Below are 22,581 nucleotides of genomic sequence, written 5' to 3'. Positions count from 1 at the left end.
CCCTCACACTCCTGTTCGGCCCAACCACGGTTCGACTCGATCGTAGCGCATAACCGGACCGTCTTTGCACAGGAAGTACGGACCCATCTGACAATGACCGCACAGACCGATACCGCATTCCATATGCCGTTCGAGCGACACATAGACGGCCGTCGCCGGAATCCCGCGCCTCATCAGAATCGGCACGCCAAGGCGCATCATGATTTCAGGCCCGCACATCAGGACGATGCTCTTCGCTGGATCGATCGTGACGCCCTCGAACAACTCGGTCACCACACCGATGTGATAGCTCCAGGTCTTGCCCGGCTGGTCGCTGGTCAGCAGCACTTCCGTATCGGGAGCGCGGCGCCAGTGATCGAACCGTTCACGGTACAGGAGATCGTGCGGTGTCTTCACACCGTGAAGGATCTTGACCGAACCATACTCCTCGCGCCGTCGGAAGATGTACTCAATCGCCCCGACGACCGGTGCACAGCCCAGACCACCGGTGACGATCACGACGTTCCGCCCCTTCGCCTCTTCCAGCGGCCACCCTTCTCCAAACGGACCACGGATGCCTAGGGTATCACCAGGCTGAAGAGCGGCGATCGCCTTCGTGGTTCGGCCCACGGCACGGATAGTATGGTCGAGTAACTCCGGTGCATCCGGGTCGGACACGATGGAAATCGCCACCTCGCCGACTCCAAACTGATAAACCATATTGAACTGTCCGGCCTGGAATCGAAATAGGCGTCGGGTGCCCTCATCGACAAGCTGCAAACGGTACGTATTGATGTCATCGGATTCTCGGATCTTCTCCACGATCGTCGCCGGATGGATCAGATACGGATTGATCATTGAACACGCCTTTGCCACCACAGCTACGGACGCATCGCTTGTTGACTTGCGATTGACGACTGGACGCCCGACGTCAGCAACGCCGGCAATTCCTCGGTTAAGTCGATCCCCACCGGGCACCAGGTGATGCATCGACCGCAACCGACGCAGCCGGACGTGCCGAATTGGTCGATCCACGATGCGAGCTTATGCGTCAACCACATCCGGTACCGATCCTTGATCGTCGGACGGATGTTTTTTCCGTGGATATATCCATGCTGTTGCGTGAAGCAGGAATCCCACAATCGGACATGAGCGCTGTGTTGATCCAAAAGGTCCGGCGTTTCCTCGACCGTATGACAGAAGCAGGTCGGGCAGACCATCGTGCAATTGGTACAGGCAAGACAGCGCCCCGCAACCTCGTCCCATCGAGGATGTTCGTGGGCATCGTAGAGGGCTTGCGGCAAGCGCGCGCGATCTAATCGTCGGACTTGGCTCCGAGCACAGGCTTCGATACGCCCACCGGCTTCACCAGTGAGGTCTTCGGAAGCAGGGGGCAGCGAGAGGCCTGACAGAAGATCACGGCCCGCCTCGCTGCCTGCTTCAACCAAGAAGCTGTCGTCCACCTGCGTCAACACAAGATCAAAGCCACTGTGGGCTCGAGGGCCGGTTTCCATCGATGCGCAGAAGCACGTCTGTAGCGACCTGGTACAGTTCACGGCAACCAGGAAGAGTCCCTCACGGCGGGCCGCGTAGTAGGGATCGCGATACGCATTTTCCAGAAAGATTCGATCCTGAATAGCTAGTCCAGCGAGATCACAGGCACGGGCGCCGATGACAGCCACTTTCTCTGATTGAGGAGGCGTCGGATGAGCGGTGAATCCGTCCTTGCTCCGTTCGATCTGCAAAAGCGGCTCACGCGGTGCGAAGACCAACGGCTTCAGCGATTGCGGTCCATGGACGACGCCGAAGATCTCGTCGGAACCGCTCTGCTCCAGCCGGTAGCGTCCCGGTTCCTGCTGATCACGCCAGCCGATCGGCAGGTCCGACACCAGCCGGATCGTCTCCCAGACAACGGCCCCTTCTCGCACCGTGGGCCCGACCACTCGATACCCCTTCGCGCTCAACCCTTCGAGCAATCGTTGGAAGCCAGTTGCCGGTAGGACCGCGCCCGTTTCCGAGACAGTTCCCATGTCCGCCTTTCGTTCCGCTCGATGCATACCCTGTCACCCCTTGACGCAGACGAGCGGTTCCAGCCTTGCCACTTTCTTTGCCAGCTTCGCATCATCCGCCGCGTCGACTACTTCGCGCACATCTTTGTAGGCACCAGGTGCTTCTTCAGCAATCCCGCGCATCGATGGACTACGAATCAGGATGCCGCGGCTTTCCAAGTCCTTGACCACGTCACGCCCCTGCCACCGTCGAAGCGCTTGGTGGCGACTCATGCTTCGACCGGCTCCATGACAGGCCGACCCATAGGCCAGCGCCATGCTCTCCTCCGTACCCACAAGCACATACGATGCGGTTCCCATCGTGCCACCGATCAGGACCGGCTGTCCCACGGCTCTCAGAGAAGGGGGAAGCTCGAGGTGGCCGGGACCGAATGCACGCGTCGCCCCCTTGCGATGGACGAACAGGCGAGTCGGTGTCCCATCCACAACATGATCCTCGACCTTGCAGGTGTTGTGGGAGACATCATACAGCAACGAGAGCTGGGACTGCGGCAGCAGGTCTGCAAACACTTCTCTAACGAGATGCGTGAGGATCTGCCGGTTGGCCAGCGCACAGTTGATCGCCGCTCGCATTGCCCCGAGATATTCCTGCCCTACGTCAGAATTAATTGGAGCGCAGGCTAGCTCACGATCAGGCAGTTCGATGTGGTGCCGCGCCGCGCTCGTGACCATGCTCTTCAGAAACTCGGTGCCGATCTGATGGCCAAGTCCTCGCGAGCCGCAATGGATGCTCACGACAACATCGCCTTCGCGCACTCCGAAGGCCGCGCCAACCTCTGCGTCATGCACCGTCACGACCTGTTGCACTTCGAGATAGTGATTCCCGGAACCGAGCGTCCCCATTTCATCCTGCTGACGCCTCTTGGCATGGTCTGAGACATGCTCAGGTTCGGCGCCGGCCATGCAGCCGTGTTCTTCGATGAACTCCAGATCTTCATGCGCCCCATAGCCCTTTCCCACGGCCCACCGGGCGCCCCCGGCCAGCATGGCATCCATGTCATTCGTATCCAAACGAACTTTTCCCGTGCTTCCCACGCCGGCCGGAATGCGGTGATACAAGAAGTCCGCCAAGCGGTCTTTCACCGGCTGGACCTCTTCGACCGTCAACCCGGTTCGGAGCAGACGGACTCCGCAGGAAATGTCGAAGCCCACGCCGCCCGCTGACACGACGCCTCCGAGATCGGGATCGAACGCGGCGACCCCGCCGATGGGAAACCCATAACCCCAATGGGCATCCGGCATCGCATAGGACGCTTGACGATGCCGGGCAACGTGGCTACGTTGGTCACTTGTTCGTACACCTTCTCGTCCATATCGCGAATCAACGCTTCGGTGGCGTAGATCACGCCCGGCACACGCATCTTGCCATGCGGAGAGATGTGCCATTCGTCACGCCCACGTTGTTGCAAGCGATTGAGATCCATCACCACCTCATGTCCGCATTGGACTGCCTCGCTGCAAGAAACAACGGAACGTCCCAGGATTGCCGACAGGCTGCTACACGTCTACCACACATTGGACGATCCATCGCCTCTGCTTATCTCGCGTTACGGCCAACTCTGTATAGGTTGCACCTTTGACTTCGACGGCCGGTTGATGTCTTGCTACCTCGATGAGCTCTCCCCAGACCGTCGCGTGCAATGAATGGTCGTTGAAGCGGACGGTGAATCGACTAAACAGCATCTTCCTCGTCGCCATTTCGTAGATAAGCGCATTCAGCCAATCGACAAGCAGCAGCTCCTCATCAGGCGCTTGGCAAATGATAGCCACGGCCTGCCTGGGAGCAACAGAAGCCGGATCTGTGATGACCGCGGTCAGTGCCAGTCCTGCGTTTTCGAACGCTGCCTCTTTGGTCGAACCAATCCCCCGCACACCGATATCGGCCTCATGCGGGAAATGTTCCCAACATGTGTCCGGACCGACATCGGAACCAGGGGACTGCATAATCGGCCCTCTCTCAAGTTCAGCAGGAATACTGGCTTATGAGAAGACTTGTTCTTCTCGCCTGTCTACATCACGTGACGGCAACTATTCCTATACGATACTTGAACGCAATCTCTACTCCAAATGCGTTGCCTGTGAGTCCGATGACGTCACCACCCGATCATGTGTCATCAGGCTGTGAGTTCTCGGTCGTTCGCTGATGCTTCCACGCCAGGGCTTCGATACGAATTTTCACTTGCTCGGGATCGTACACTCCCCGTAATGAGAGAGTTTGATCGGGAGTGCGCGAATGAATGACCAGCGTCGCGATTCCGAAGTATTGTGCGACGAGACCTTGCCGCATCGTCACACCGCGAAGATTACTCAGAGGAATGGATTGAATCACCCGACCCGTATAGCCGTTCCGCACCAGGACCTGCTCCCTCGTGAGTTCATAGTGCACCCAGTGTCTCACGATTGCAGCGCAGGCAAGCAGGATCACGGCCCCTATCACCCACATCTCCCATCCCCCCACGCCGAATCTATAAAACAATCCCCCGCGCAGAGCGGCGAGAGCGCTCATGAGGTAGAGCCAACTGAACTGTGCCCAGGAGGGAAACGTTTCCCAAACTACCAATCGATCCTGTTTCTGTCCGTCCATGACGGAATCCATCTTCGCTTCACCTTGTTGACCCACTTACGCCGAAAGTACCGAAAGGGAGCTCCGGAAACGAGTGCGCACCAGAGCCAAGATCCGACAACGCGTGCCGCAATGTGAAAGAGCAAGTGAGGTGCCAGCAGCGCCATCATCTTCCTCGTGAGCTTGAGCGGTACTCTACAGAACAAACCAGCCGACTTCGAGGGACCGCCAAGACCTGGAACTCGGAGAGGCGAGACTTACTGAGCTTTCGCTGGTCTAAGCATCCATGTGCCATTTCGCAACATCTGGCCTGGAGCGTTGTAGCGGATTTCCTCAGCGAGATTCACGTCCGATATCACCAATTCCTTTCGACCGTTGGTGTTTTCAACAAGTTACGTACAATTCCTCTTCGTCGCATTCCGTGGCGCTCTTCTTGCCAAGGTTTCATACGCGATTGGGAGATGCCGTACCGAATCGTCGGTACGGAAGCGAAGGTGGTTTCTTATGAACACGAACGCGTGTCTGCTTGCCGTGGCGTTAGCCTGTGGATTGGCCGGTACCTCAATGACCGTCGCGAGTTCTTTGACAGAGGAAATCCAGCGAACGGTCCAGGGGACAGTGGTCGCCGTGAATGTCGACGCGGATCCTCAGATCATCGTAGTAGAAGTCGTGCTCCCTAATGAGGTAGAACTCATTGTCGGAGCCCGTGTATCGGCTGATACAACGATTATGAAGGGGAAAGAGGCCGCTCTATTAGCCGATGTCCAAGTCGGTGAAACGGCGAATATCACCTATCTGAAGACGTCTGTCGGTTTGATCGCCCAATCCATTCAGGTTCGATAAGGAGGAGGAACGATGTCACCACAGGTTCGGCGTCACGGTCATGGTTTTGTGCTCTGGTTGATTCTGGTCATGATCGTATCCGGGTGTAGTGGGCGAACAATTGTGACCTCTGGAGAGGATCAAGGGGTCCAGGCCAGTCCTCCCCCTGCACCTGTCGCAGAGGAGACGAAAATCGTACCCTTAACAAAACCGGAAGAACCGGAATTGCGTGTGGAAGAAGAACCGATTGCGCCGGTTCCGGAAACACCGTTACCTCCACCCGTCGACCCACTGGTCGAGCTCTCGGATGTGTATTTTGATTTCGATCAATATGCGATCCGCGGTGATGCGCGATCGACGTTGAACCGTCTTGCGGATCTGTTTAAATCGGAATCGAATCAAGAACTTATCATTGAGGGCCACTGCGACGAGCGGGGCACGAGTGCATACAACCTCGTCCTGGGGGAACGGCGCGCTCAGGCCGCCAAACAATATCTGGAGAAACATGGTATGGCCTCGTCTCAAATCCACACCGCGAGTTACGGGAAAGAACGCCCCTTTTGCAACGAACATACCGAAGCCTGCTGGCAATCAAACCGGCGCGTGCATTTCAGGAAGCCGTAAGCGATAGGGTGAAGAAGCGGCACGCATTGGATATCGTGACTCACCATAGTGAGCGGCGATGCGAACACGGGTATCAGCGCGCAGTCTAACGGCTGGCCTCACGCTCCGGCGAACGTTGGCCCCGCCGCAGCAACTCCGGCAGAGTCGCCGCTTCACCAAGGGGCGTGATGTGGGGGAAGATGTGACTTACCTGTTCAGCGGGATCGCCGTGCATAAACTGTACGCCACTGCCTCCCTTCGGGAAGTAAGTTGATTCCTCACGAAAAGCGGTTATCTGATAGTTGAGCGGAGGCCTCGGTGAGAGGAACACTCAAGAGAATCGAGGTCGAGCGCTGGGGCGGTGAGCAGGCCCGCCGGTAGTAAGCGGGAAGCCTAAAGCCCCTCCAAGACTTCCACACAAGTGAGAAAGAGCTCTCTAGACCAGCCTCCGCTCTCGTTTTTTATCCTCTTCGCCTATAAGGGGAAGCATCGCCTAGGGAACTATCTGAATCTGGTTTCGGAAGGTCTCTTCACCCTTATGTAGCGGACAGAAGAACGGGTAGGTTTGCGCTTCCGACACATCCGCTTCTGGCACACGGTTCAATTCTTCTATGCTGACCTGCACAAGCACGGTCTCTTCAGGGGCGGCGTAGACTCGCATCGGTTTCACGGTCCTATTTTCACTCCCTTCCACTCTAATCTGCTCGAAGCGGTCTGGGGCCTCGAACATAATGGGTGCGAGGCGTCGGGTTCTCCAGTACGAAGATCAGCCCTCCCTCGAGATCCGTGCTCTTGTGAATGACCACCTCGCGCGGAGACCAGGCTGCCACATCGCCTTCCACATCCGTGCTTCCCCCCCTTAGCATTGCCGAAACTACAGGGCTTGGCGCAGGCACGTTCTATGCTCTATGGGCCTTTCCCCTTCTTGTGCATCTCAGTACTACGATGGAACAACACCTCCTAAGGGAACCGTACAGCCCACTTCCCTTCGAACTCTTGTACTAAGCAAGGTACTCTTCCGCTCCAGCGGCAACTCCTTAGCCACCACCAACCTCTCCCCTCGTTTCGATGACGTAGATCTCCCCTTTTACTTCGGGATGAATGTCACACCAGATGGCATGGCGCATACTCTCGGCCCCGCCATAGGGCCCGAATTTCGTCGGCGCAGTTGAAAACTCCAGGGTCATGGTGTGTCCTGGTTCGACATGGAACGACCGAAAGTTTTTCCCCTTCACCTCTTTCCCATTCTCCACACGAACCGGCAAGTCCTTGAACAAGGTTGAGGCAAATCCATGTGTCACACTGTTCTCGTTACGAACCACGACGATCGTCTTCTGTGAGGGCATCGTGATCCCTACCGTCTCATACCCATGTTGGCGATCTCGAATAGTGATCTCCACCTTCGACGGCGGAGCTCCCATTCCCTCTGCTTGGGCATACGCGGTGTCCGTTCCCGCGCTCCACAACATGGCTCCGGCGGCGGCAACGCATGTGGTTACTCCGATGACTGAATACCATCTGTGCCTCATGATCTACCTCCATCTTCAACACAGAAATCGATTGATCCTTCTCTTGCCCGAACGTTCTTGGTGAACAGAGACAACCTCATCCCAACATCTCGATATACACGTCACCCTCTTTCGCTTATCCGGCCAACGACCATTGCCGTCTACAGCCAACGACGACCTTTCTTGTGCCTGATTTTCAACAGGGATACGGTCGCCGTTCGGGTCGTTGGTCGACAGTCTTAGCTATACGCAACCGGCGTGCCTCTCCATCGTGCAACCTCTTCGAATAAGAAATACGCACAGAAACAGATCTACTTCGGTCACTCGACCGCACGAGCGAAGAATTGTGGTGTGGTGAGAGCTGCTACGGTTTGAAGTAGCGCATGGGGCAAAAGAGGGCACAGAAGCAACTTTCTAGACCCGCCCTCCGCTCCGGTTTTTGATGTACCCCCGACTACCCTTTGGTGAGCGCTGATCGGGGTGACTTTCGTCAAACCTATTCGCCGTGAGCATTGATGGCTTGTTTGTGAGGTGTCACTTCATAGTGAGAATACACAAGAAACAGCCCGCTCTTATGTGGAACCACAGGGGCTGTCATCTGGCCAGGATCACGTTCGACAATCCTTCAGTCGCATAAGGCTGATTGCCCCGCGCCTCACTCTTCGATCAGGCCGACTCGACGGCCGTGCCTAGTGGCACCGACAATCGATAGCGCGTCCCTTGAACCCTAACCCTGCGACGGAAACAGCGCCCGCAGCCCTTTGCCTGCTAGCTGCATAAGAACGGGTCAAACACCTGAGACTACCGACCGCCCTAGATCCACGCCACCTCCTTTAATTGTTAGATAACCACAGTCCTTTCAGAATCAACGATGGCAAGATACCCCACATTATCCAGGTGGTGCCCCAATGCCCCCTTCCTTCATCACCAGCCGAACTGTTTCCCTGACCTGTCTGATTCTTTCAGTCGCGTCCTCCATCAGCTGCACTTTTGTCCCGCACTGTTGAGCCAACCCCTGCTCTTGCGCCTTGAGAAACCGATAGGCGGGCACATAGGCCGCGCCCATGCCCAACACCCTCGTCCCATCTGAATTAGGAGGCGCTCCGATGGATGATAGAGCATGGTCCGCATGACGGGGCCATCCTCCGGGACAACAGACTGTCTGTTGATAGGCTGCCTGTGTATGGAGACCGGCGTTCGGTGTGAATTGGATGGGGGCTGTGACGCCCCCGGTTCCAAGAAGGAAAGTTTAGTTCAGACGGTGCTTACCGTGACCGACAAACAGCTTCTCAGCTTCTTCGCGCGCAACATCTGTCAGCCCTTGTGCCTGACGATGGGCGAGAATGACAGGATCGATCCGCTCGCCGCAGCTTACACAATGCCAATCGATCGACCCAATTTCGAACACTTTCTCCGGAACCATGAAGCCGCCGCATCGATGGCAGCGGTCGGCTCGCCTCCGCTCTTGGGTGATAAATGATGTTGAGACGTTGACCATATGCATACACCTCCTCATTGATGAATTGTGGGATGACTCTTATGAGCCTGAATCTTGGGAAAGGATTCACCCACAATCTCCAACAGTAGAGGCCGAACTGCGCTTATCCTTGTCCATACATAGCTGGGCGGGCCACCGCCTCACGCCTGGCATCTCACCCGTCGAGGGACTCTTCACGCTTTCACCATCGTGCGCTTGAGCAGCGGTCGCAGCGCCTGTAGAGACCGAGCATTCAACACATCCTTCTTCTCCAGCCACCCTCGGCGCGCCTGCCCGACACCATACTGAAGGTTCCCAAGATCCGGGGTACTGTGGGCATCGGAATTGATGCTGAGCATGACGCCTTCCTCTTTCGCCATCCGGCAATCGGTGTCCGTCAAATCAAGCCGGATTGGATGTGCATTCACCTCCAAGAAGCAGCCTCGCTCTCGGGCATGGTGGATGACACACGCCATGTCCACGTCATAAGGCGCTCGTTCATCGATGAGCCGGCCGCTGGGGTGAGCCAAGATCGTGAAACAGGGATGGTCCATGGCGCGCAGGATCCGTTCAGTCTGCTTTTCTCGGGAAAGTCGGAAGTGGCTATGCACGGCCCCAACCACCAGGTCGAGTCGGCAGAGATCTTCATCGGGAAGATCCAGGCTGCCATCTTCAAGGATATCGACCTCGATCCCCTTCAATAGGGTGATGCCGCTCAGCATCTTGTTCAGCCGATCGATCTCTTCGAGCTGTTCGAACAGCCGTTTCGAGTCGAGGCCCTTGGCCATCGTCAGACGCCTCGAATGGTCGGTGATCGCCAGATACTCAAGACCGTTCGCTCGGCCCGCTTCCGCCATTTCTCTCATGGAGTTGTGACCATCGGTCGCTTTAGTGTGGGCATGCAAATCGCCCTTCAGATCGGCAACCTCCACAAGCACCGGCAAGCGCCCAGCTCGTGCCCTGTCGATCTCCCCACGATTCTCCCGGAGTTCCGGTGGAATCCAAGGCAGCCCAACTGCGGCATAGACTGATTCTTCGGTGGCCCCAGCCACCGCTCTGTCGCCTCTGAACACTCCGTACTCGTTGATCTTGAGCCCCCGCTGCTGTGCCAATTGACGAAGCGCGACATTATGCGCCTTGCTTCCAGTGAAGTACTGCAACGCGGCTCCGTAACTGTCATCGGGAACGACTCGCACATCCACTTGCAACTTGCAGGCGAGCCGGACGCTCGCTTTGGTTGCCCCATGTGCCAGAATCTCTTCGACTTCCGGATTGGACACGAATCGATCCATTACGGGACTGCCGGAGGCGGCGGTGATGAGGATATCGAGATCCCCGATCGTTTCTCTGGCTCTCCTATAGCTTCCCGCCGCCACGACCTGTTTCACTCCGGGAGATTCCCTCAGGTAGGTGACCAAGGCTTCGGCATACTGATTTGCAACCGCCAATTGAACACGCTTCTCCTCCCCGACCCGCTTTTTCAGTTGATCCAGGATATATCGTTCGGTCTTCTCTCCGAAACCCTGGAGCGATCTCACCAACCCATCCTGCGCGGCCTTCTGCAGCTGATCGAGCGTCCGAATGCCGAGATCGTGGTACAGCGCTTTCACTCGTTTTGGTCCGATGCCAGGAATTCGGAGCAACTCGGTAAGAGTCTTTGGAACTTTCTTGCGATGCGCTTCGAGCGCAGCGGCCGTACCGGTCTGGACGACCTCCTTGATCTTTGCCGCGAGGTCTTCCCCTATACCAGGCAATTCGGTCAGATCCTCTCCCTCGTCGAGCATTGCACCGACTTCACGTGGGAGATCCCGGAGCATGCGAGCCGCATTGCGATAGGCACGAATGCGGAATGGGTTGGATCCTTCGATCTCAAGAAGATCTGCTATCTCTTCAAAGACCGCCGCGACATCGGCATTATGTGCCGGCATGTGGCTCCGCATTCTTCTCCTAAGCACCGGCAGGAGACCTCGACACCTGGCTTTCAGTCTCCTCTACTTGGAGACCGTTTCTCGGCCAACCTAACTCTTATTCACTTAACTCGCTCTCGTTCCTTCTCCAGCCTCAGCTTCTTGAACCGCGTTGCCTGGATCTTAGGCAGATTCTTAAACGACAACCGCTGTTTCATCGTCCTTTCGCCTCTCAAAGCCAATCACGGCTCTCCTTTGCCTATGACGCAGTGGACAGGCATTGCACGACCTATGCTTAGGTCTCATTCCTGCCATGGGCCCTTAATGTCGACCTAATGAACCTTGCGAGGGGCTAGAGGTTTCCCTATGAATAGGTCTCGCCTCAAGGCCCCTCACCTTATCTATCAATGTCGAAAGAGGCCACAGCCCCTTCGGTGTCACTGTCCCGTATTGCCACAGACTCTTTCTCATCTCTGATGAACCCAGCCCGTCTGGTTATCTAGAACCGCGCATTTTCTTGCAGATCCTTCACACCTTGGATGTTGGCACCGTCAATGCACAAGCTGGCAGTAGAGGGTCCAACCCCTCATCAATCACATAAGGAGGCACTGGCCATGAGTTCACTGACACGATGGGAACCGACGACGCGATGGAATCCGTTCAAGGAGCTCGAAGAAATGGAGAAACGACTCTCGACCCTATTCGGCCGCACACCGGTTCCGACCGGCGGCGATAAGAAGGAAGCCCTCACCGTCTCCGAATGGTCACCGCTCGTGGATATCTCGGAAGACGAGAAGGAATATGTCATCAACGCTGAAGTGCCCGAAATGAAGAAAGAGGAGATCAAGATCAACGTTCATGACGATGTCCTCTCGATTAGTGGTGAACGGAAATACGAGAAGGAAGAAAAGGGCAAAAAGTATCACCGCGTGGAGCGAGCTTATGGGAGTTTCATACGAAGCTTTACCCTTCCTGAAAATGCCGATGGATCGAAGGTCAACGCCGAGTATAAGGATGGCGTCTTGAAAGTTCATCTTCCAAAGTCTGAGAAGGCAAAGCCAAAGGCGATCGAAGTGAAAATTTCGTGAAGCTGGGCGTCGAGCGAGCGAAGGGACGAGTGTGATGTTCAGAAATCGTGAAGAGGCTGGGCGTCGACTCATGGAACGACTACTCCAGTACCGCGATGACCCAACAGCCATTATCTTGGCACTCCCGCGCGGAGGAGTCGCCGTCGGTTATCAACTGAGCCTGGGGCTCCATCTTCCGCTGGACGTCTTTATCACCCGCAAGCTGGGGGCACCGGATAACCCTGAGTATGCACTCGGCGCGGTGGGTGAAACAGGAACGGTCTATCTGAACCCAGGGGCAATGGCCGCCTATGGTTTTTCTCGGACCGATATCGACGGGATGGTTCAGATGCAGCAACACGAGATCGCTCGACGACAAAGTATGTACCGCCAAGGTCGGCAGATGCTCACGCTTGCCGACCACAGCGTCATTCTCGTAGACGACGGGATCGCCACCGGCTCCACGTTCTTCGCAGCTGTCCAGTCCATCAGACACTTCAAGCCTCGCCGCCTGATCGGAGCTATTCCGGTCGGCCCTGTCGACACCGTACAGGAGGCACGCGTCCAGGCGGATGAGCTGGTCGTCCTCGCCACACCGGATCCATTCTGGGCTGTGGGTCATCACTATATCGACTTCGCCGAAGTCAGCGATCACGATGTGGTGGAGTATTTAAACCTGGCGGAAGAGTCGCAGTTGGAATGGAAAGAGCGGACACATTCTTCGACAGCGTCTCCGCCACAATAATTGGAGGCTTCCTTGAGTAGACCAGATCGCGCAGCCTCGACAGTTGTCTCACTCGTACTCCTGATTGCAAGTGTCATCGGACTCGGCACGGCATCGGCGAACATTGTCGTTCCATCCGGGTCGGTGATCGAGGTCGACGAGGCGACGGTTAATAGCGTCGTCAAAGCCTTTGAGCGGGCGGAACAAGCGATCAAAGCCCATGACCTGGAACAGGTCATGGGCATCTATTCCTCCCGGTACAACTACCATGGGTTTAAGAAGGACGATATCCGCAAGATCTGGAATGATCTCTTTGATGAGTACGAGGAAATCGCCAGTACCCATCTCTTCACGAAGATGACCAAGCTCGGAGCAGGGAAGGATGCCGTTCTGGAGGTCACGTGCACAGGGCACTTGTGGGCCAGATCGAAGACCACCGGCCTCTATGTCCCCATCGACAGTTGGCATGAAGAAGTACACTATCTTGTCCCGGAAAACGGCTCGTGGCGTCTTCGCGGCCATCTTGGTGAATCACCGCTGGTGCTTCCGTTCGGCACCGCACCACATCCGCTGTTTTGACGATCGGATGGGAAGGGTCATGAAATGAGAGTCGTCATCGGTGTCGATTGGTCCGATCAGGCGTTCGCGGCAGTCACCCAAACGTTCCACCTCTATCATCCATCGGACGTCACGCTGGTCCATGGTGTCGACTTGGGAATTCTTCACAATCCGGTCGTGGCCCAAGCGGGCAACGTGCAAGGGTACGAGGATTTCCGCCACGCGATGGTCGATGCCGGGCGCAAAGCTCTGGATCACGCCGCGACTATGGTTCCGCCGGAGATCCAGTCCATCAGGAAGGTCAACGAAGTCGCCAATCCCGCACAGCTCATCCTCGACAGCGCGGACACCTTCTCAACCGATCTCGTCGTCGTCGGTGTGCGTGGACGAAGCCGGCTCTCGGAGATGGTCCTCGGAAGCGTATCCCATCGGGTGCTCTTGCACGGCTCACGCCCAATCTTGATCGTCAAGGGTGCAGCGCGCAAAGTTCAACGGGTGCTTGTCGCCATCGAGGATCGCGAGGATGCTGACCGAATCGTGGCATGGCTTACGAAGCATCCCTTCGCCGACCCTGCTGAACTCTGCGTACTCCACGCCGTCGTTCCGATCGGAGTGGATGATCCGTACGATGCCATGGGAACTAGAACATGGTGGGAGGGAGCTGAGCGGTATGCGGAGGAACTCGTCAAGTCGACCGCCAGCAAACTCATGACCCCCCGATACTCGGTCAGCACGAAAGTCGCCACCGGTCATGCCGTCTCGGTGATCGAAGAAGAGGCAAAGCCTGTGGACCTCGTCGTCATCACCTCACATGGGCGTAAGGGACTGTCTCGCTTTCTCTTAGGGAGTGTATCCCATGCCGTTGTTCATCATGTGACGTGTCCGGTGCTCGTACTGCGGTGAAAGGAGCGAAGATGAAACCGACGATTCTCACACTACTCTTCATTGCCCTCTCAATATCTGTGATCTTCGCTCAAGGAATTCGAGGAGATTCGAAAGCCGGACAGGGCGTGTATGAGCGACAGTGCCTCCGTTGCCATGGGGTTCAACTGGACGGGAATGGGCCGGACAGCCAAGATTTGATCGTCCAACCGGTCGATCTTCGATCTCAGATCAGTCGCTCGAAGACGGATTGGGAACTGCTCGTGGCGATTTCGAACGGCGTCTTATTCAGCCCGATGCATGGGTTTCGTGGCAAGCTGACGGATGAGCAAATGCTGGATGTGTTGTCGTACATCAGATTCATGTCGCCACCGGATATCACCAGTTAGCAGAAGTGTCGTTTCAGCGCATAGCTTGGCACATATTCTTCCGCCGACTTGCCATCCACGTCTTCGCCATCGTGCTCTCTCTCCCGGGCAGCGCTTGGGCGGGGGAGGCCATTCCGGACATTGAGGTTTTTGTCAGAGCGGGCTGTCCCCATTGCGCAGCGGCAAAGGTTTTCCTCGACGACCTTCGACGCGAGCGGCCTTCGCTTCATATTACCCTCTATGACATCGTTGAGGACTCCGCGGCACGACAGCGACTCGAGGTATGGGCCAAGGATCGAGGCATCACCACCCTTGGTGTTCCCGCATTTCTCATCGGCACAGAGTTGATCCTGGGATTTCAGTCGTCCGACACGACCGGAGCTAAGATCCGCGCCATGCTCGACCGGAACGCCCCGGGCATCGAACCAGGTTCATCAATCGAGACCATCGAGACGGGGTGGTTCGGCCCACTTCGTGTCCAGGATCTTGGCCTTCCGTTGTTCACCGTGGTCATTGGTTTGTTGGATGGATTCAATCCTTGTGCGATGTGGGTCCTACTCTTTCTCCTGTCGCTGCTGGTCAATCTACAAGATCGGCGGAAGATGGCGCTCATCGCGGGAACCTTCGTCATCGTCAGTGGATTGCTCTATTTTGCCTTCATGGCGGCATGGCTCAACCTGTTTCTCGTGGTAGGGCTGTCGCGCGCTGTTCAGATCGGGCTCGGCGGCATCGCGCTCTTCATCGGGCTGGTGAATGTGAAAGATTTCTTTGCTCTCCATCACGGTCTGTCCTTGAGCATTCCCGAGTCTGCAAAGCCCGGCCTGTACGCCCGCATCCGCCGCATCATCCAGGCCGACAACCTTGCCGGAGCCTTGGTGGGCGTCATCATTCTGGCCGGGCTGGTGAATACAATTGAATTGCTCTGCACGGCTGGATTCCCGGCGGTCTACACACAAATCCTGACGATGCAGCAGTTGCCGACATGGACCTACTACGGGTACCTTGGCCTCTATAACCTGGCCTATATTCTTGACGACGGCCTCATGGTGACGATCGCGGTCGTCACGCTGAGTCGGAGGAAATTACAAGAAGGGGCTGGACGCTGGCTGAAGCTGGCCAGCGGCCTGGTGATGGCCGGTCTAGGAACCATCTTGCTTCTCACACCCGAGTGGCTTATCTGATCATCGGCCCGTTGAGCAAACCTGACGCTTCCTAATTAGGGAAAGCGACAATGACTGGAGCAGTACGGGAAAAATCGCGGGCAGTCAGCCGTCAACCCGAAGGCAACGCAAAGTGTCCTGCTACGCGGATCCCACCTCGCGGAGGCGGCCCAGAGATCAGTGAAGTGGATCTGAATCCGATCTTCGCACTGCCGGAAGGCCAAGGCTGCCGGATCGTTGATGCGAGGGATCGAGTGATGAGGTAAACTCGATGCTCACAGCGACCTACGAACCTAGCAAATAAGGCCCTATATGTGTGCAGATTGGAAAAACGGTTATAACCCAGATGTAATCACTACGGGCTTAGAGAGGATTAAGTCAACGTCCGAAAATGGGGAGGTGTCGTTCACTGGCTTCGAGTTTGACGATTACGCAACCGTTCTACTTTCATCTCTCAGCTTCATCTTTCCTTTTCCTGATCGCTACAAGAGGCAGTTTGTTCACAAGGGCATCTCCATCGTAGCTAAATCGAAAACACTTACGAAGTCAGCACTACTGCAAGAAATCTCAAAACTAGAACAAGCGTACATGCGAGAGCCTATCAAGAAGTATTTACTGGTCAGTGATATCTCTCTTCATATACCTACGGCTCGTGCGCGTGTGAGCTTAAATGATACCCGAATAATTTTCACTCGTAGCCTCCACTCTAAGATTCAAAGAGATGTTTTTCTCAAACTGGGCCGTAAGTTCCTTAATCGAGAATTACCCACAGCATACTCACCCATTGAGATAATAACGCAAGGCCGGTCCCCAGAAGAGGCTGGAATGATAGCACTTGATACCATTGACCTTCTGAGAGGAATCTGGAACTTTGCCCTTAACAGAAGGCGTCACGTCATACTCCACGCTGGAAAAAGAGATCCGATCAATAAGATATTGTTAGGCCCCTTACACTCGCTTCATTATCCGAATGGGAAACGTCTTCCCGATCCGTTCTGGTATGACTCGACTTACGTTGAGGCGGTATCGCCGATAGATCTCCGAAAAAACTGGGACTCGCTCAGAAGCTTCGAACGACAGGTTAGAAAGCAACTGTCAAAATCTCATTCGAGACCTCTTATAGAGGAAGCCTTTAGGCGGTATGCCGGTGCCCTCGACGAAAGAAACCATGAAACTGCATTCCTCAAGCTTTGGAGCTTATTGGAGCACCTCACCAGAACAACAATTAAAGACTCCCATAAAGTGACCGTTGCTCGTGCCGTCTCAGTTTGGTCAGATCGCGTCTTTCATCAAGAAGTGTTGCACCACTTACGTGATTACAGAAACTCTGCCGTTCATATGGACCAACGGAATGAAGAGATCACGAAACTCTTATACCAGCTCAAGCGTTACGTTGAAGCCTTGATAGAATTCCATGTTTTTCATGGTTACAAGTTTGCCAATCTTGGGGAGATTATCTCGTTCTTTGATCTTCCGACCGACAAGGCAACCTTGATACGGCAGGAACATCTCATCCAAAAACGGCTTCGTTTCGTTCGAACATGACGACGAGTCGCCGTGCCATCCGTCAAATCAACGATCCCGTAACTTGTTTACGATTTCTGTGCGAACGTCAGCCCATGAGCGGCCTGCGTCTGGATGTGTTCGATACGACTCTAGTCGTTCACGAATGATGTTTCGATGCCAATCAGGCACAGGAACCTGCTCGGGGGTTGCCGCAATGCGATCCCACAGGGATTGCACAAAATCGATTCGTTCTTCGACGGGGAGCTCGTCGAATCCGGGAGGTGGAGAAGGGATTGGTTTTGGCATATTAGACACCTCTTGCAAACGAAGTATATCGCAATTTAGGAAGATGAGAATAGCGGCTCCTGAGAAAAGAAAAGGAGCCCTGTGGCCTGAGTTACTGCTCCGGATTGGGGTCTTTTCTGATGAGTGCGAGGTAGAGCAAGATGTCGGCGAGGTTTTGATCGGTCATCGTGGTGTCGGGAAACATGCCGGTGCCGGGATGGCCTTCTCGAATCGCACGAGACCTCTCTTTGTTGGTTTTCAGGCGCAGGACGTTGGGATTCCGTAGGTCGGTGGGAGGAGGGTTCAGCTTTGCGATGAGCTTCGCCGTGTCCGTTTCCAGTCGAGGAATCTTGTGCAGATATCCATCAATCCCATGGCAGTAGTAGCAGACCCCTTTCCCATTAAAAATCTCCCCGGCCCTCCATGATATTGCCTTTGAGCGTTCCAGTCGGCTGCGAGGACGACGTCTCGGCCCACCCGTCACGGGTCATGGTTGTCGACTCCACTCCCAACCATCCCGTCAAACAGAGACTGAACAAGAGTAGCCGGCGGTAGCTGATCTTTGAAACAAAGCCCCTGAGATCGCCTCGCCCTCGCCTTTGATCACTGTCAATGCTGACCACAGCAGGCATTGCCCCGGTCCTCCGGCATCGTGTTCATGTCGCTGAAGATCTTTGCGCACTCGTCCGGGCTGACGACATTATCAATGGCGGGATACAGTGCCCGCTCTTCCTTCCTGTTGTGAGAGCTCAAGATATTGAGCAGCGACTGTTCTTCCTGATCAGTCTCGAGACTCTGTGCTTCTACCTTGTAGTGAATGGCTTCGAGGAGCTTCTTGATCTGGTCATGTTCAAAACGCATGATGGGCGTCGGCCCGTCCTCGATCATCCCGGTTTTCTCTTCCCAGATCGGAAACAGCAGCTCTTCTTCCCAGACGATATGGCGTTGGAGACCTATCTTAAACTCCTTGAATGCTTCCTTCGCCTTGGGAAAATCCGACCGTTTCACTGTTTGAAAGGTTTTGAACAACTCATCCAGGCGGTCGTGATCCTTCTCATAGAATGTCGTGATCGTCTGTGGTTCGCTCATGATCCCGTCCTCATAACATGAATTGATGACCGAAGAAGATGGGCATGATGTAGCACCCCTCCCCTTCGTGATAGCGGAACATACCTCCATCCAGCGGCCAGAAGATAGCACACTCCCTATCAGTCGCGGTACTTATCAATTCTCTCTTTCACCGCCTCTCGACCTGCTCTCACGGCTGATTCGACGTCCGCGCGCTTTTCATCTACAAAATGCTTACCTCGCTCAATCACCTCATCCAGGGCCGCTCGTGCTTCCTTGGCTCGTTCGATGAGATCCTCCTCCGTCCTTCGCGCATGGGTTTGTATCACACGCCGGGTCTCCTCACCGGATTTGGGAGCGAGAAGAATACCGGCAATCATGCCTCCGATTGCCCCGCCGAGAAATGCGAGGAAAACCGTTTCAGGTGAGCTTCGACCATCCTGATGTGTCATGGCAATCCTCCAACTGTGAAGAATGTTCCTGTCATCCTATCACCCCTCCTTCTCCATGACCAAGCGGGCTCTTCTCTCCCTTGATACAACTAACCGACGGGGTTGAACGGAGCCAAGCTGCGAATGTGCCTCAGCACATCTCGGATTTCTTGATCCGACAACCGATCAGCCCAACCATGCATCGGACTGAAGAGGACCCCTTGTTTGATCGCGATGTACAGTTCCATATCGGTTCTTGTGCGCAATTTCGGCGCCCGAAAATTTGCAGGCGGAACGATCAGTTCCTTGATATCAGGCCCCAGTCCATCGCCGGCGGTTCCATGGCAGCCGACACAGTGTTGTTGGTATAAGGCCTCGCCTTTCTGTGGATTTCCGGACAGAGACTCGGCTTCCACCCTTGAACTGTACAGCCCCACTGCCAGAATACTCAGAATGCCCAAATACCACATAGTTTTTTTCACGACTCCCTACCTCCCAACCAGATGAATGACCTGTACCCTTGATACTCGCTTACCCACCGTGCTGCAATCGTAAGACCACGATGGTTCCCACACCAGCCAACAGAAGCAGAAGCTGTGCGATACCGGCTTCTGCACCGATCCGTCGATGGAGCCCTGGAATCAAATCCGCCAGACCAATATAGAGAAAGCTGGCTGCGGACAGCGCGAGGATCGGCCCGATGAGCGTGCTCGATTCTTCGAGCGCAAGATACCCGAGTAGAGCCCCAGGGATCGTGGTGCTGCCTGAGATCAGATTCCATTTCAGGGCACGCTTGCGAGAAAATCCATTATCGAGCAGGACTGCGAAATCCCCAACCTCTTGGGGCACCTCGTGCGCGATCACGGCAAGCCCGGTGGCAATGCCGAGCGGAATCGACGAAAGAAACGCCGCAGCAATCACGATGCCATCTACAAAATTATGCAGTGCATCCCCGAGCAGGATCAATTGCCCTGCGGCCCCATGCACTTCACAAGACCCTCCATGGTGGCAATGCCGCCAGATCATGAGCCGTTCCAAGCTGAAGAAGACGATCAACCCTGCTAATACCGAACCAAGACTTGTTTGCAGACCGCCTTGCGCTATGGCCTGCGGCAACAACCCGAGTAATGCCGCGCCCAGCAACGTGCCGGTGGCATAACTCACAAGGAAGGGAATGATGCGATCTCGTGTCCCCTTCGGGAGCAACAAGAATGTCGCGGCGCCAATGATGGCGCCCATACTGCCAAGCAGGGCAAATCCAAGGATCCACGTTAACACCATGATCGTGCGCAGAACTTCGCGACTGTACCATTAGCGATCTTACATACAGGCCGTCACCGAACTCGAACAGTTTATGCTGCGAAAGAGTGAGGCCAATCCATACTCTGCCCGAATCAGCGAGATCCACCAGGTTGTGTACCGTTTCGGCAGAAAGCGATCGGTGCCTGTGCCCCGTAGCTTCCCCTCTGTCTTACTTTCTCCTACCAGCACGGACTGTTGATGGCGAATCACTTCGTTCATGTTCGCCTCCGGTCCACTCTCGTTCACTCGTTCGTCTTTCCCAGCGGCTGCTTGACACTGATGGCACCGCGCAATTCTCCGGCCTTGTACCCGGTCGCCGCATCAAAGGGATACTGCTGCTTCAAGACCGTTCTGATCTCTTCCGGAATCTGTTCGCTCGGTCCATGACAGAGTACGCATTGTGGCTGCAGGGCAATCGGCTTCATAAAGCGGTAGTACTGCCCGTCAGGCTCCATCACCGCTTCACTACGGGTCATGCTTACAAACGACTCGCCCTTCCCTGCACGCTCAGCGAACTCGGCCAAGACTTGCTGCTCCCACGCATCAGGCATGCCGAGCAATGGATTCCGTACTCGCGTTCCCACACGAGTCACACGCCAGCCATGCTCCCGAGACAGCTGGCCGGCGATCTCCGGGGCAAGCTCGGCACAGACCTTGATCGCCTCGATGGGGCCTCCCTTGGTCATTTCCCTTATCATGGCCGCGCCCAACTCCCTCACAAACGAGACGGCCACTTCGCTGGCAGCCTTTTCACGTTCAGTGACGTCGGCACTCACGGAGCCTGCGGCCAATGCCAAGGTTGCCACACAGACTCCTTGTACGATCAGAACCGTGACTCTGCTCTTTGCCTTCATATCAGCACCTCTTTCTGTCTTTATAGCCGGAGTGAACGCCACGGCTTTGGTGCATTACTTCGACATCGTCAATCCCATCTGCTTCATCGCATACGCCAGGGTACCAGTGACGGGAGAATCAGTATCCCCTTTCCCATGCGTTGCGACAAGGAACGCCGCCACCTGGTCCGCATGCCCGTGTGTCTGTTGCACACCGGTGCCATGGACCGATTCCCGTGCATGGTTAACCGCATTGGACAAATGGGTGAGGGCATGGTCGATGGCTTCTTGCACGGCGACGGAAGCATTGGCCTCCTTGAGCGCCTCACGCGCCTCTTCGAGATACATGAGCGCTCCGTGTCCATCCCCGGGGTTACCGACTTTCTCGAAGAAGGGCGCTTCGTGCTTATCAAAATAATCCGGTGATGTTGTGCCTCCCAGCACGTTCAGCGCCCGCTGCATATACGTCCGGACCCAACCGCTTCCCTTGCGGTGCGGGCCAAGCGCCTTCTCGGCTTGATCGATTGCCAGCTCCAGTTGGTCGTGCGCCTTCTGCAGGCTTGCTTTTGCCTTCGCGCCGGAATCCTCTGCCGACACCACGAGCGGGCTACCGATCAACCCCAGCGCAAGCACTACCCATGCGCCTATCAAGAGCTTAGCTACTACATGATCTCTTAGTCCCATCATCGCATTACCTCCAGATTGCCTGCCTACTCATAAAGGGTTGGATCCGTCGCGCAGGCAATCTGCTGGACCCACCTCAGGACTCTGTGCCATCCGTGGCTGATCACTAGCACGGCTCATCAGCACTGACGCGTCAGTGTTGGTGTTCCTGTGCTCCACCGGCGTCTCCGCCCCCATGATCTCCACCGCCCTGTCCACCGTGACCTGCGCCGCTCCCCATGCCGCCACGGCTCATTCCCCCCATACCACCCATCATCCCACCGCGACCCATACCGCCCATTCCACCTCCCTGTTGGCCTTCCTTCGCACTCTTCATCTGTTCGCGATGGGCACGGTCCTTTTCCCGTTGATCGGGAGTCAACAGGGCCATGGCGGTGCGCTTACTTTTGACCGCCTCGAACAAACAGGCCCCTTCTGCTTTTTTCAGTTGCTCAACTTTCGCTTGAATCGCTTTGAGATCAGCTTGCTCATCATCCAGTAGCGCATGCAGTTCCAACTTCGCCACCTTGGTGTCGGCTTCCAACCTGGCTTCCGAGCGTTTGAAGTCCAGCTGGATGGCCTTGAGCTTGCCGATCTGCTCCGGCGTCAGCCCGAACTCTTTGGCATGTTTCAACAGATGTTTTAGGTAGTGCCCACTATGATCATCCTGTTCTTCCTGGTCGTGGCCACCATGCCCCTTCTTCCCATGGCCTTCGTCGGCGAAGACGGGCAACACTGCCAACGCGGCAATTAACGCCGCTCCCCCGAATCCAGCTACCCACCATCCTTTCAACTTCGTCATGATT

General features: G+C 55.7%; 29 protein-coding genes and 1 pseudogene. 10 read left to right on the top strand and 20 right to left on the bottom strand.

Features of this window, described 5'->3' with window-relative positions:
• Positions 1-3: 3 nt before the first annotated feature.
• From IPM58_08060 to IPM58_08040, 5 genes and pseudogenes are all read right to left on the bottom strand, one after another.
• Positions 4-837, bottom strand: coding sequence for an FAD/NAD(P)-binding protein (locus IPM58_08060; GenBank protein MBK9307027.1), 834 nt, complete (start codon positions 835-837; stop codon positions 4-6).
• 23 nt (positions 838-860) lie between these two features.
• Positions 861-2,009, bottom strand: a complete 1,149-nt coding sequence (locus IPM58_08055) for a 4Fe-4S dicluster domain-containing protein (GenBank protein ID MBK9307026.1) — start codon at positions 2,007-2,009, stop codon at positions 861-863.
• Positions 2,010-2,042: 33 nt separating this feature from the next.
• Positions 2,043-3,472, bottom strand: a pseudogene (locus IPM58_08050) (RtcB family protein).
• Between the two features lie 73 nt (positions 3,473-3,545).
• A complete protein-coding gene (locus IPM58_08045; protein MBK9307025.1) occupies positions 3,546-3,992 on the bottom strand; it encodes an archease in 447 nt (148 codons plus the stop codon).
• Between the two features lie 160 nt (positions 3,993-4,152).
• Positions 4,153-4,644, bottom strand: coding sequence for a PH domain-containing protein (locus tag IPM58_08040; GenBank protein MBK9307024.1), 492 nt, complete (start codon positions 4,642-4,644; stop codon positions 4,153-4,155).
• 471 nt (positions 4,645-5,115) lie between these two features.
• Between IPM58_08040 and IPM58_08035 the strand changes: the two genes are divergently transcribed.
• From IPM58_08035 to IPM58_08025, 3 genes are read left to right on the top strand one after another with little or no spacing between them, the layout of a single operon-like run.
• The gene (locus tag IPM58_08035; protein ID MBK9307023.1) at positions 5,116-5,454 is read left to right on the top strand and encodes a hypothetical protein; all 339 of its coding nucleotides are present in this window, start codon (positions 5,116-5,118) and stop codon (positions 5,452-5,454) included.
• A gap of 12 nt (positions 5,455-5,466) precedes the next feature.
• Positions 5,467-6,057 carry a peptidoglycan-associated lipoprotein Pal gene (pal, locus tag IPM58_08030; GenBank protein ID MBK9307022.1) on the top strand — a complete coding sequence of 197 codons (591 nt, stop codon included), beginning with the start codon at positions 5,467-5,469 and terminating at the stop codon, positions 6,055-6,057.
• A gap of 58 nt (positions 6,058-6,115) precedes the next feature.
• Positions 6,116-6,310 (top strand): hypothetical protein, encoded by a 195-nt coding sequence (locus tag IPM58_08025; GenBank protein MBK9307021.1) that lies wholly within the window; start codon positions 6,116-6,118, stop codon positions 6,308-6,310.
• Between the two features lie 219 nt (positions 6,311-6,529).
• Here the strand turns inward: IPM58_08025 and IPM58_08020 are convergent, their stop codons facing one another.
• From IPM58_08020 to polX, 5 genes are all read right to left on the bottom strand, one after another.
• Positions 6,530-6,706, bottom strand: a complete 177-nt coding sequence (locus tag IPM58_08020; protein ID MBK9307020.1) for a hypothetical protein — start codon at positions 6,704-6,706, stop codon at positions 6,530-6,532.
• 367 nt (positions 6,707-7,073) lie between these two features.
• Entirely contained in the window at positions 7,074-7,565 is a 492-nt protein-coding gene (locus tag IPM58_08015) for a hypothetical protein (GenBank protein ID MBK9307019.1), read from the bottom strand.
• Between the two features lie 868 nt (positions 7,566-8,433).
• Positions 8,434-8,610: a hypothetical protein gene (locus IPM58_08010; protein MBK9307018.1), complete on the bottom strand. Its 177-nt coding sequence runs from the start codon at positions 8,608-8,610 to the stop codon at positions 8,434-8,436.
• Between the two features lie 183 nt (positions 8,611-8,793).
• Positions 8,794-9,048 carry a hypothetical protein gene (locus tag IPM58_08005; protein ID MBK9307017.1) on the bottom strand — a complete coding sequence of 85 codons (255 nt, stop codon included), beginning with the start codon at positions 9,046-9,048 and terminating at the stop codon, positions 8,794-8,796.
• 167 nt (positions 9,049-9,215) lie between these two features.
• Positions 9,216-10,949 (bottom strand): DNA polymerase/3'-5' exonuclease PolX, encoded by a 1,734-nt coding sequence (gene polX / locus IPM58_08000; protein MBK9307016.1) that lies wholly within the window; start codon positions 10,947-10,949, stop codon positions 9,216-9,218.
• Positions 10,950-11,542: 593 nt separating this feature from the next.
• On the opposite strand from polX, the gene IPM58_07995 reads away from it, so the two are divergent.
• From IPM58_07995 to IPM58_07965, 7 genes are all read left to right on the top strand, one after another.
• Complete coding sequence (locus IPM58_07995; protein ID MBK9307015.1) at positions 11,543-12,016, top strand: Hsp20/alpha crystallin family protein; 474 nt, start codon at positions 11,543-11,545, stop codon at positions 12,014-12,016.
• Between the two features lie 70 nt (positions 12,017-12,086).
• Positions 12,087-12,740, top strand: a complete 654-nt coding sequence (locus tag IPM58_07990; GenBank protein MBK9307014.1) for a phosphoribosyltransferase — start codon at positions 12,087-12,089, stop codon at positions 12,738-12,740.
• A 12-nt stretch (positions 12,741-12,752) separates the two neighbouring features.
• Positions 12,753-13,298 (top strand): hypothetical protein, encoded by a 546-nt coding sequence (locus IPM58_07985; GenBank protein MBK9307013.1) that lies wholly within the window; start codon positions 12,753-12,755, stop codon positions 13,296-13,298.
• Positions 13,299-13,322: 24 nt separating this feature from the next.
• Entirely contained in the window at positions 13,323-14,180 is an 858-nt protein-coding gene (locus IPM58_07980) for a universal stress protein (GenBank protein ID MBK9307012.1), read from the top strand.
• Positions 14,181-14,191: 11 nt separating this feature from the next.
• Entirely contained in the window at positions 14,192-14,548 is a 357-nt protein-coding gene (locus IPM58_07975; protein ID MBK9307011.1) for a cytochrome c, read from the top strand.
• Positions 14,549-14,568: 20 nt separating this feature from the next.
• Positions 14,569-15,708, top strand: coding sequence for an NrdH-redoxin (locus IPM58_07970; GenBank protein MBK9307010.1), 1,140 nt, complete (start codon positions 14,569-14,571; stop codon positions 15,706-15,708).
• A 291-nt stretch (positions 15,709-15,999) separates the two neighbouring features.
• Positions 16,000-17,232 carry a hypothetical protein gene (locus IPM58_07965; protein ID MBK9307009.1) on the top strand — a complete coding sequence of 411 codons (1,233 nt, stop codon included), beginning with the start codon at positions 16,000-16,002 and terminating at the stop codon, positions 17,230-17,232.
• Between the two features lie 27 nt (positions 17,233-17,259).
• On the opposite strand, the gene IPM58_07960 is transcribed toward IPM58_07965, so the two are convergent.
• The 10 genes from IPM58_07960 to IPM58_07915 form a co-directional block, all read right to left on the bottom strand.
• Positions 17,260-17,499 (bottom strand): addiction module protein, encoded by a 240-nt coding sequence (locus IPM58_07960; protein MBK9307008.1) that lies wholly within the window; start codon positions 17,497-17,499, stop codon positions 17,260-17,262.
• A gap of 91 nt (positions 17,500-17,590) precedes the next feature.
• Complete coding sequence (locus tag IPM58_07955) at positions 17,591-17,962, bottom strand: hypothetical protein (protein ID MBK9307007.1); 372 nt, start codon at positions 17,960-17,962, stop codon at positions 17,591-17,593.
• Between the two features lie 125 nt (positions 17,963-18,087).
• The gene (locus IPM58_07950) at positions 18,088-18,567 is read right to left on the bottom strand and encodes a hemerythrin domain-containing protein (protein MBK9307006.1); all 480 of its coding nucleotides are present in this window, start codon (positions 18,565-18,567) and stop codon (positions 18,088-18,090) included.
• A gap of 119 nt (positions 18,568-18,686) precedes the next feature.
• The gene (locus tag IPM58_07945) at positions 18,687-18,998 is read right to left on the bottom strand and encodes a YtxH domain-containing protein (protein MBK9307005.1); all 312 of its coding nucleotides are present in this window, start codon (positions 18,996-18,998) and stop codon (positions 18,687-18,689) included.
• 89 nt (positions 18,999-19,087) lie between these two features.
• Entirely contained in the window at positions 19,088-19,459 is a 372-nt protein-coding gene (locus IPM58_07940; protein ID MBK9307004.1) for a c-type cytochrome, read from the bottom strand.
• A gap of 49 nt (positions 19,460-19,508) precedes the next feature.
• Positions 19,509-20,258 carry a ZIP family metal transporter gene (locus IPM58_07935; protein MBK9307003.1) on the bottom strand — a complete coding sequence of 250 codons (750 nt, stop codon included), beginning with the start codon at positions 20,256-20,258 and terminating at the stop codon, positions 19,509-19,511.
• Between the two features lie 39 nt (positions 20,259-20,297).
• The gene (locus tag IPM58_07930; protein ID MBK9307002.1) at positions 20,298-20,498 is read right to left on the bottom strand and encodes a hypothetical protein; all 201 of its coding nucleotides are present in this window, start codon (positions 20,496-20,498) and stop codon (positions 20,298-20,300) included.
• A gap of 23 nt (positions 20,499-20,521) precedes the next feature.
• Positions 20,522-21,133, bottom strand: a complete 612-nt coding sequence (locus IPM58_07925; GenBank protein MBK9307001.1) for a DUF3365 domain-containing protein — start codon at positions 21,131-21,133, stop codon at positions 20,522-20,524.
• A 54-nt stretch (positions 21,134-21,187) separates the two neighbouring features.
• Complete coding sequence (locus IPM58_07920; GenBank protein ID MBK9307000.1) at positions 21,188-21,799, bottom strand: hypothetical protein; 612 nt, start codon at positions 21,797-21,799, stop codon at positions 21,188-21,190.
• Between the two features lie 130 nt (positions 21,800-21,929).
• On the bottom strand, positions 21,930-22,577 hold the full coding sequence (locus tag IPM58_07915) for a hypothetical protein (GenBank protein ID MBK9306999.1): 648 nt from the start codon (positions 22,575-22,577) through the stop codon (positions 21,930-21,932).
• Between the last annotated feature and the right edge of the window lie 4 nt (positions 22,578-22,581).

Origin of the sequence: Nitrospira sp., assembly GCA_016715825.1 — a bacterium.
Lineage (GTDB): Bacteria > Nitrospirota > Nitrospiria > Nitrospirales > Nitrospiraceae > Nitrospira_D.
Note: the sequence above shows the minus strand (reverse complement) of the source record. Positions and strands in the feature narration are given on the sequence as shown.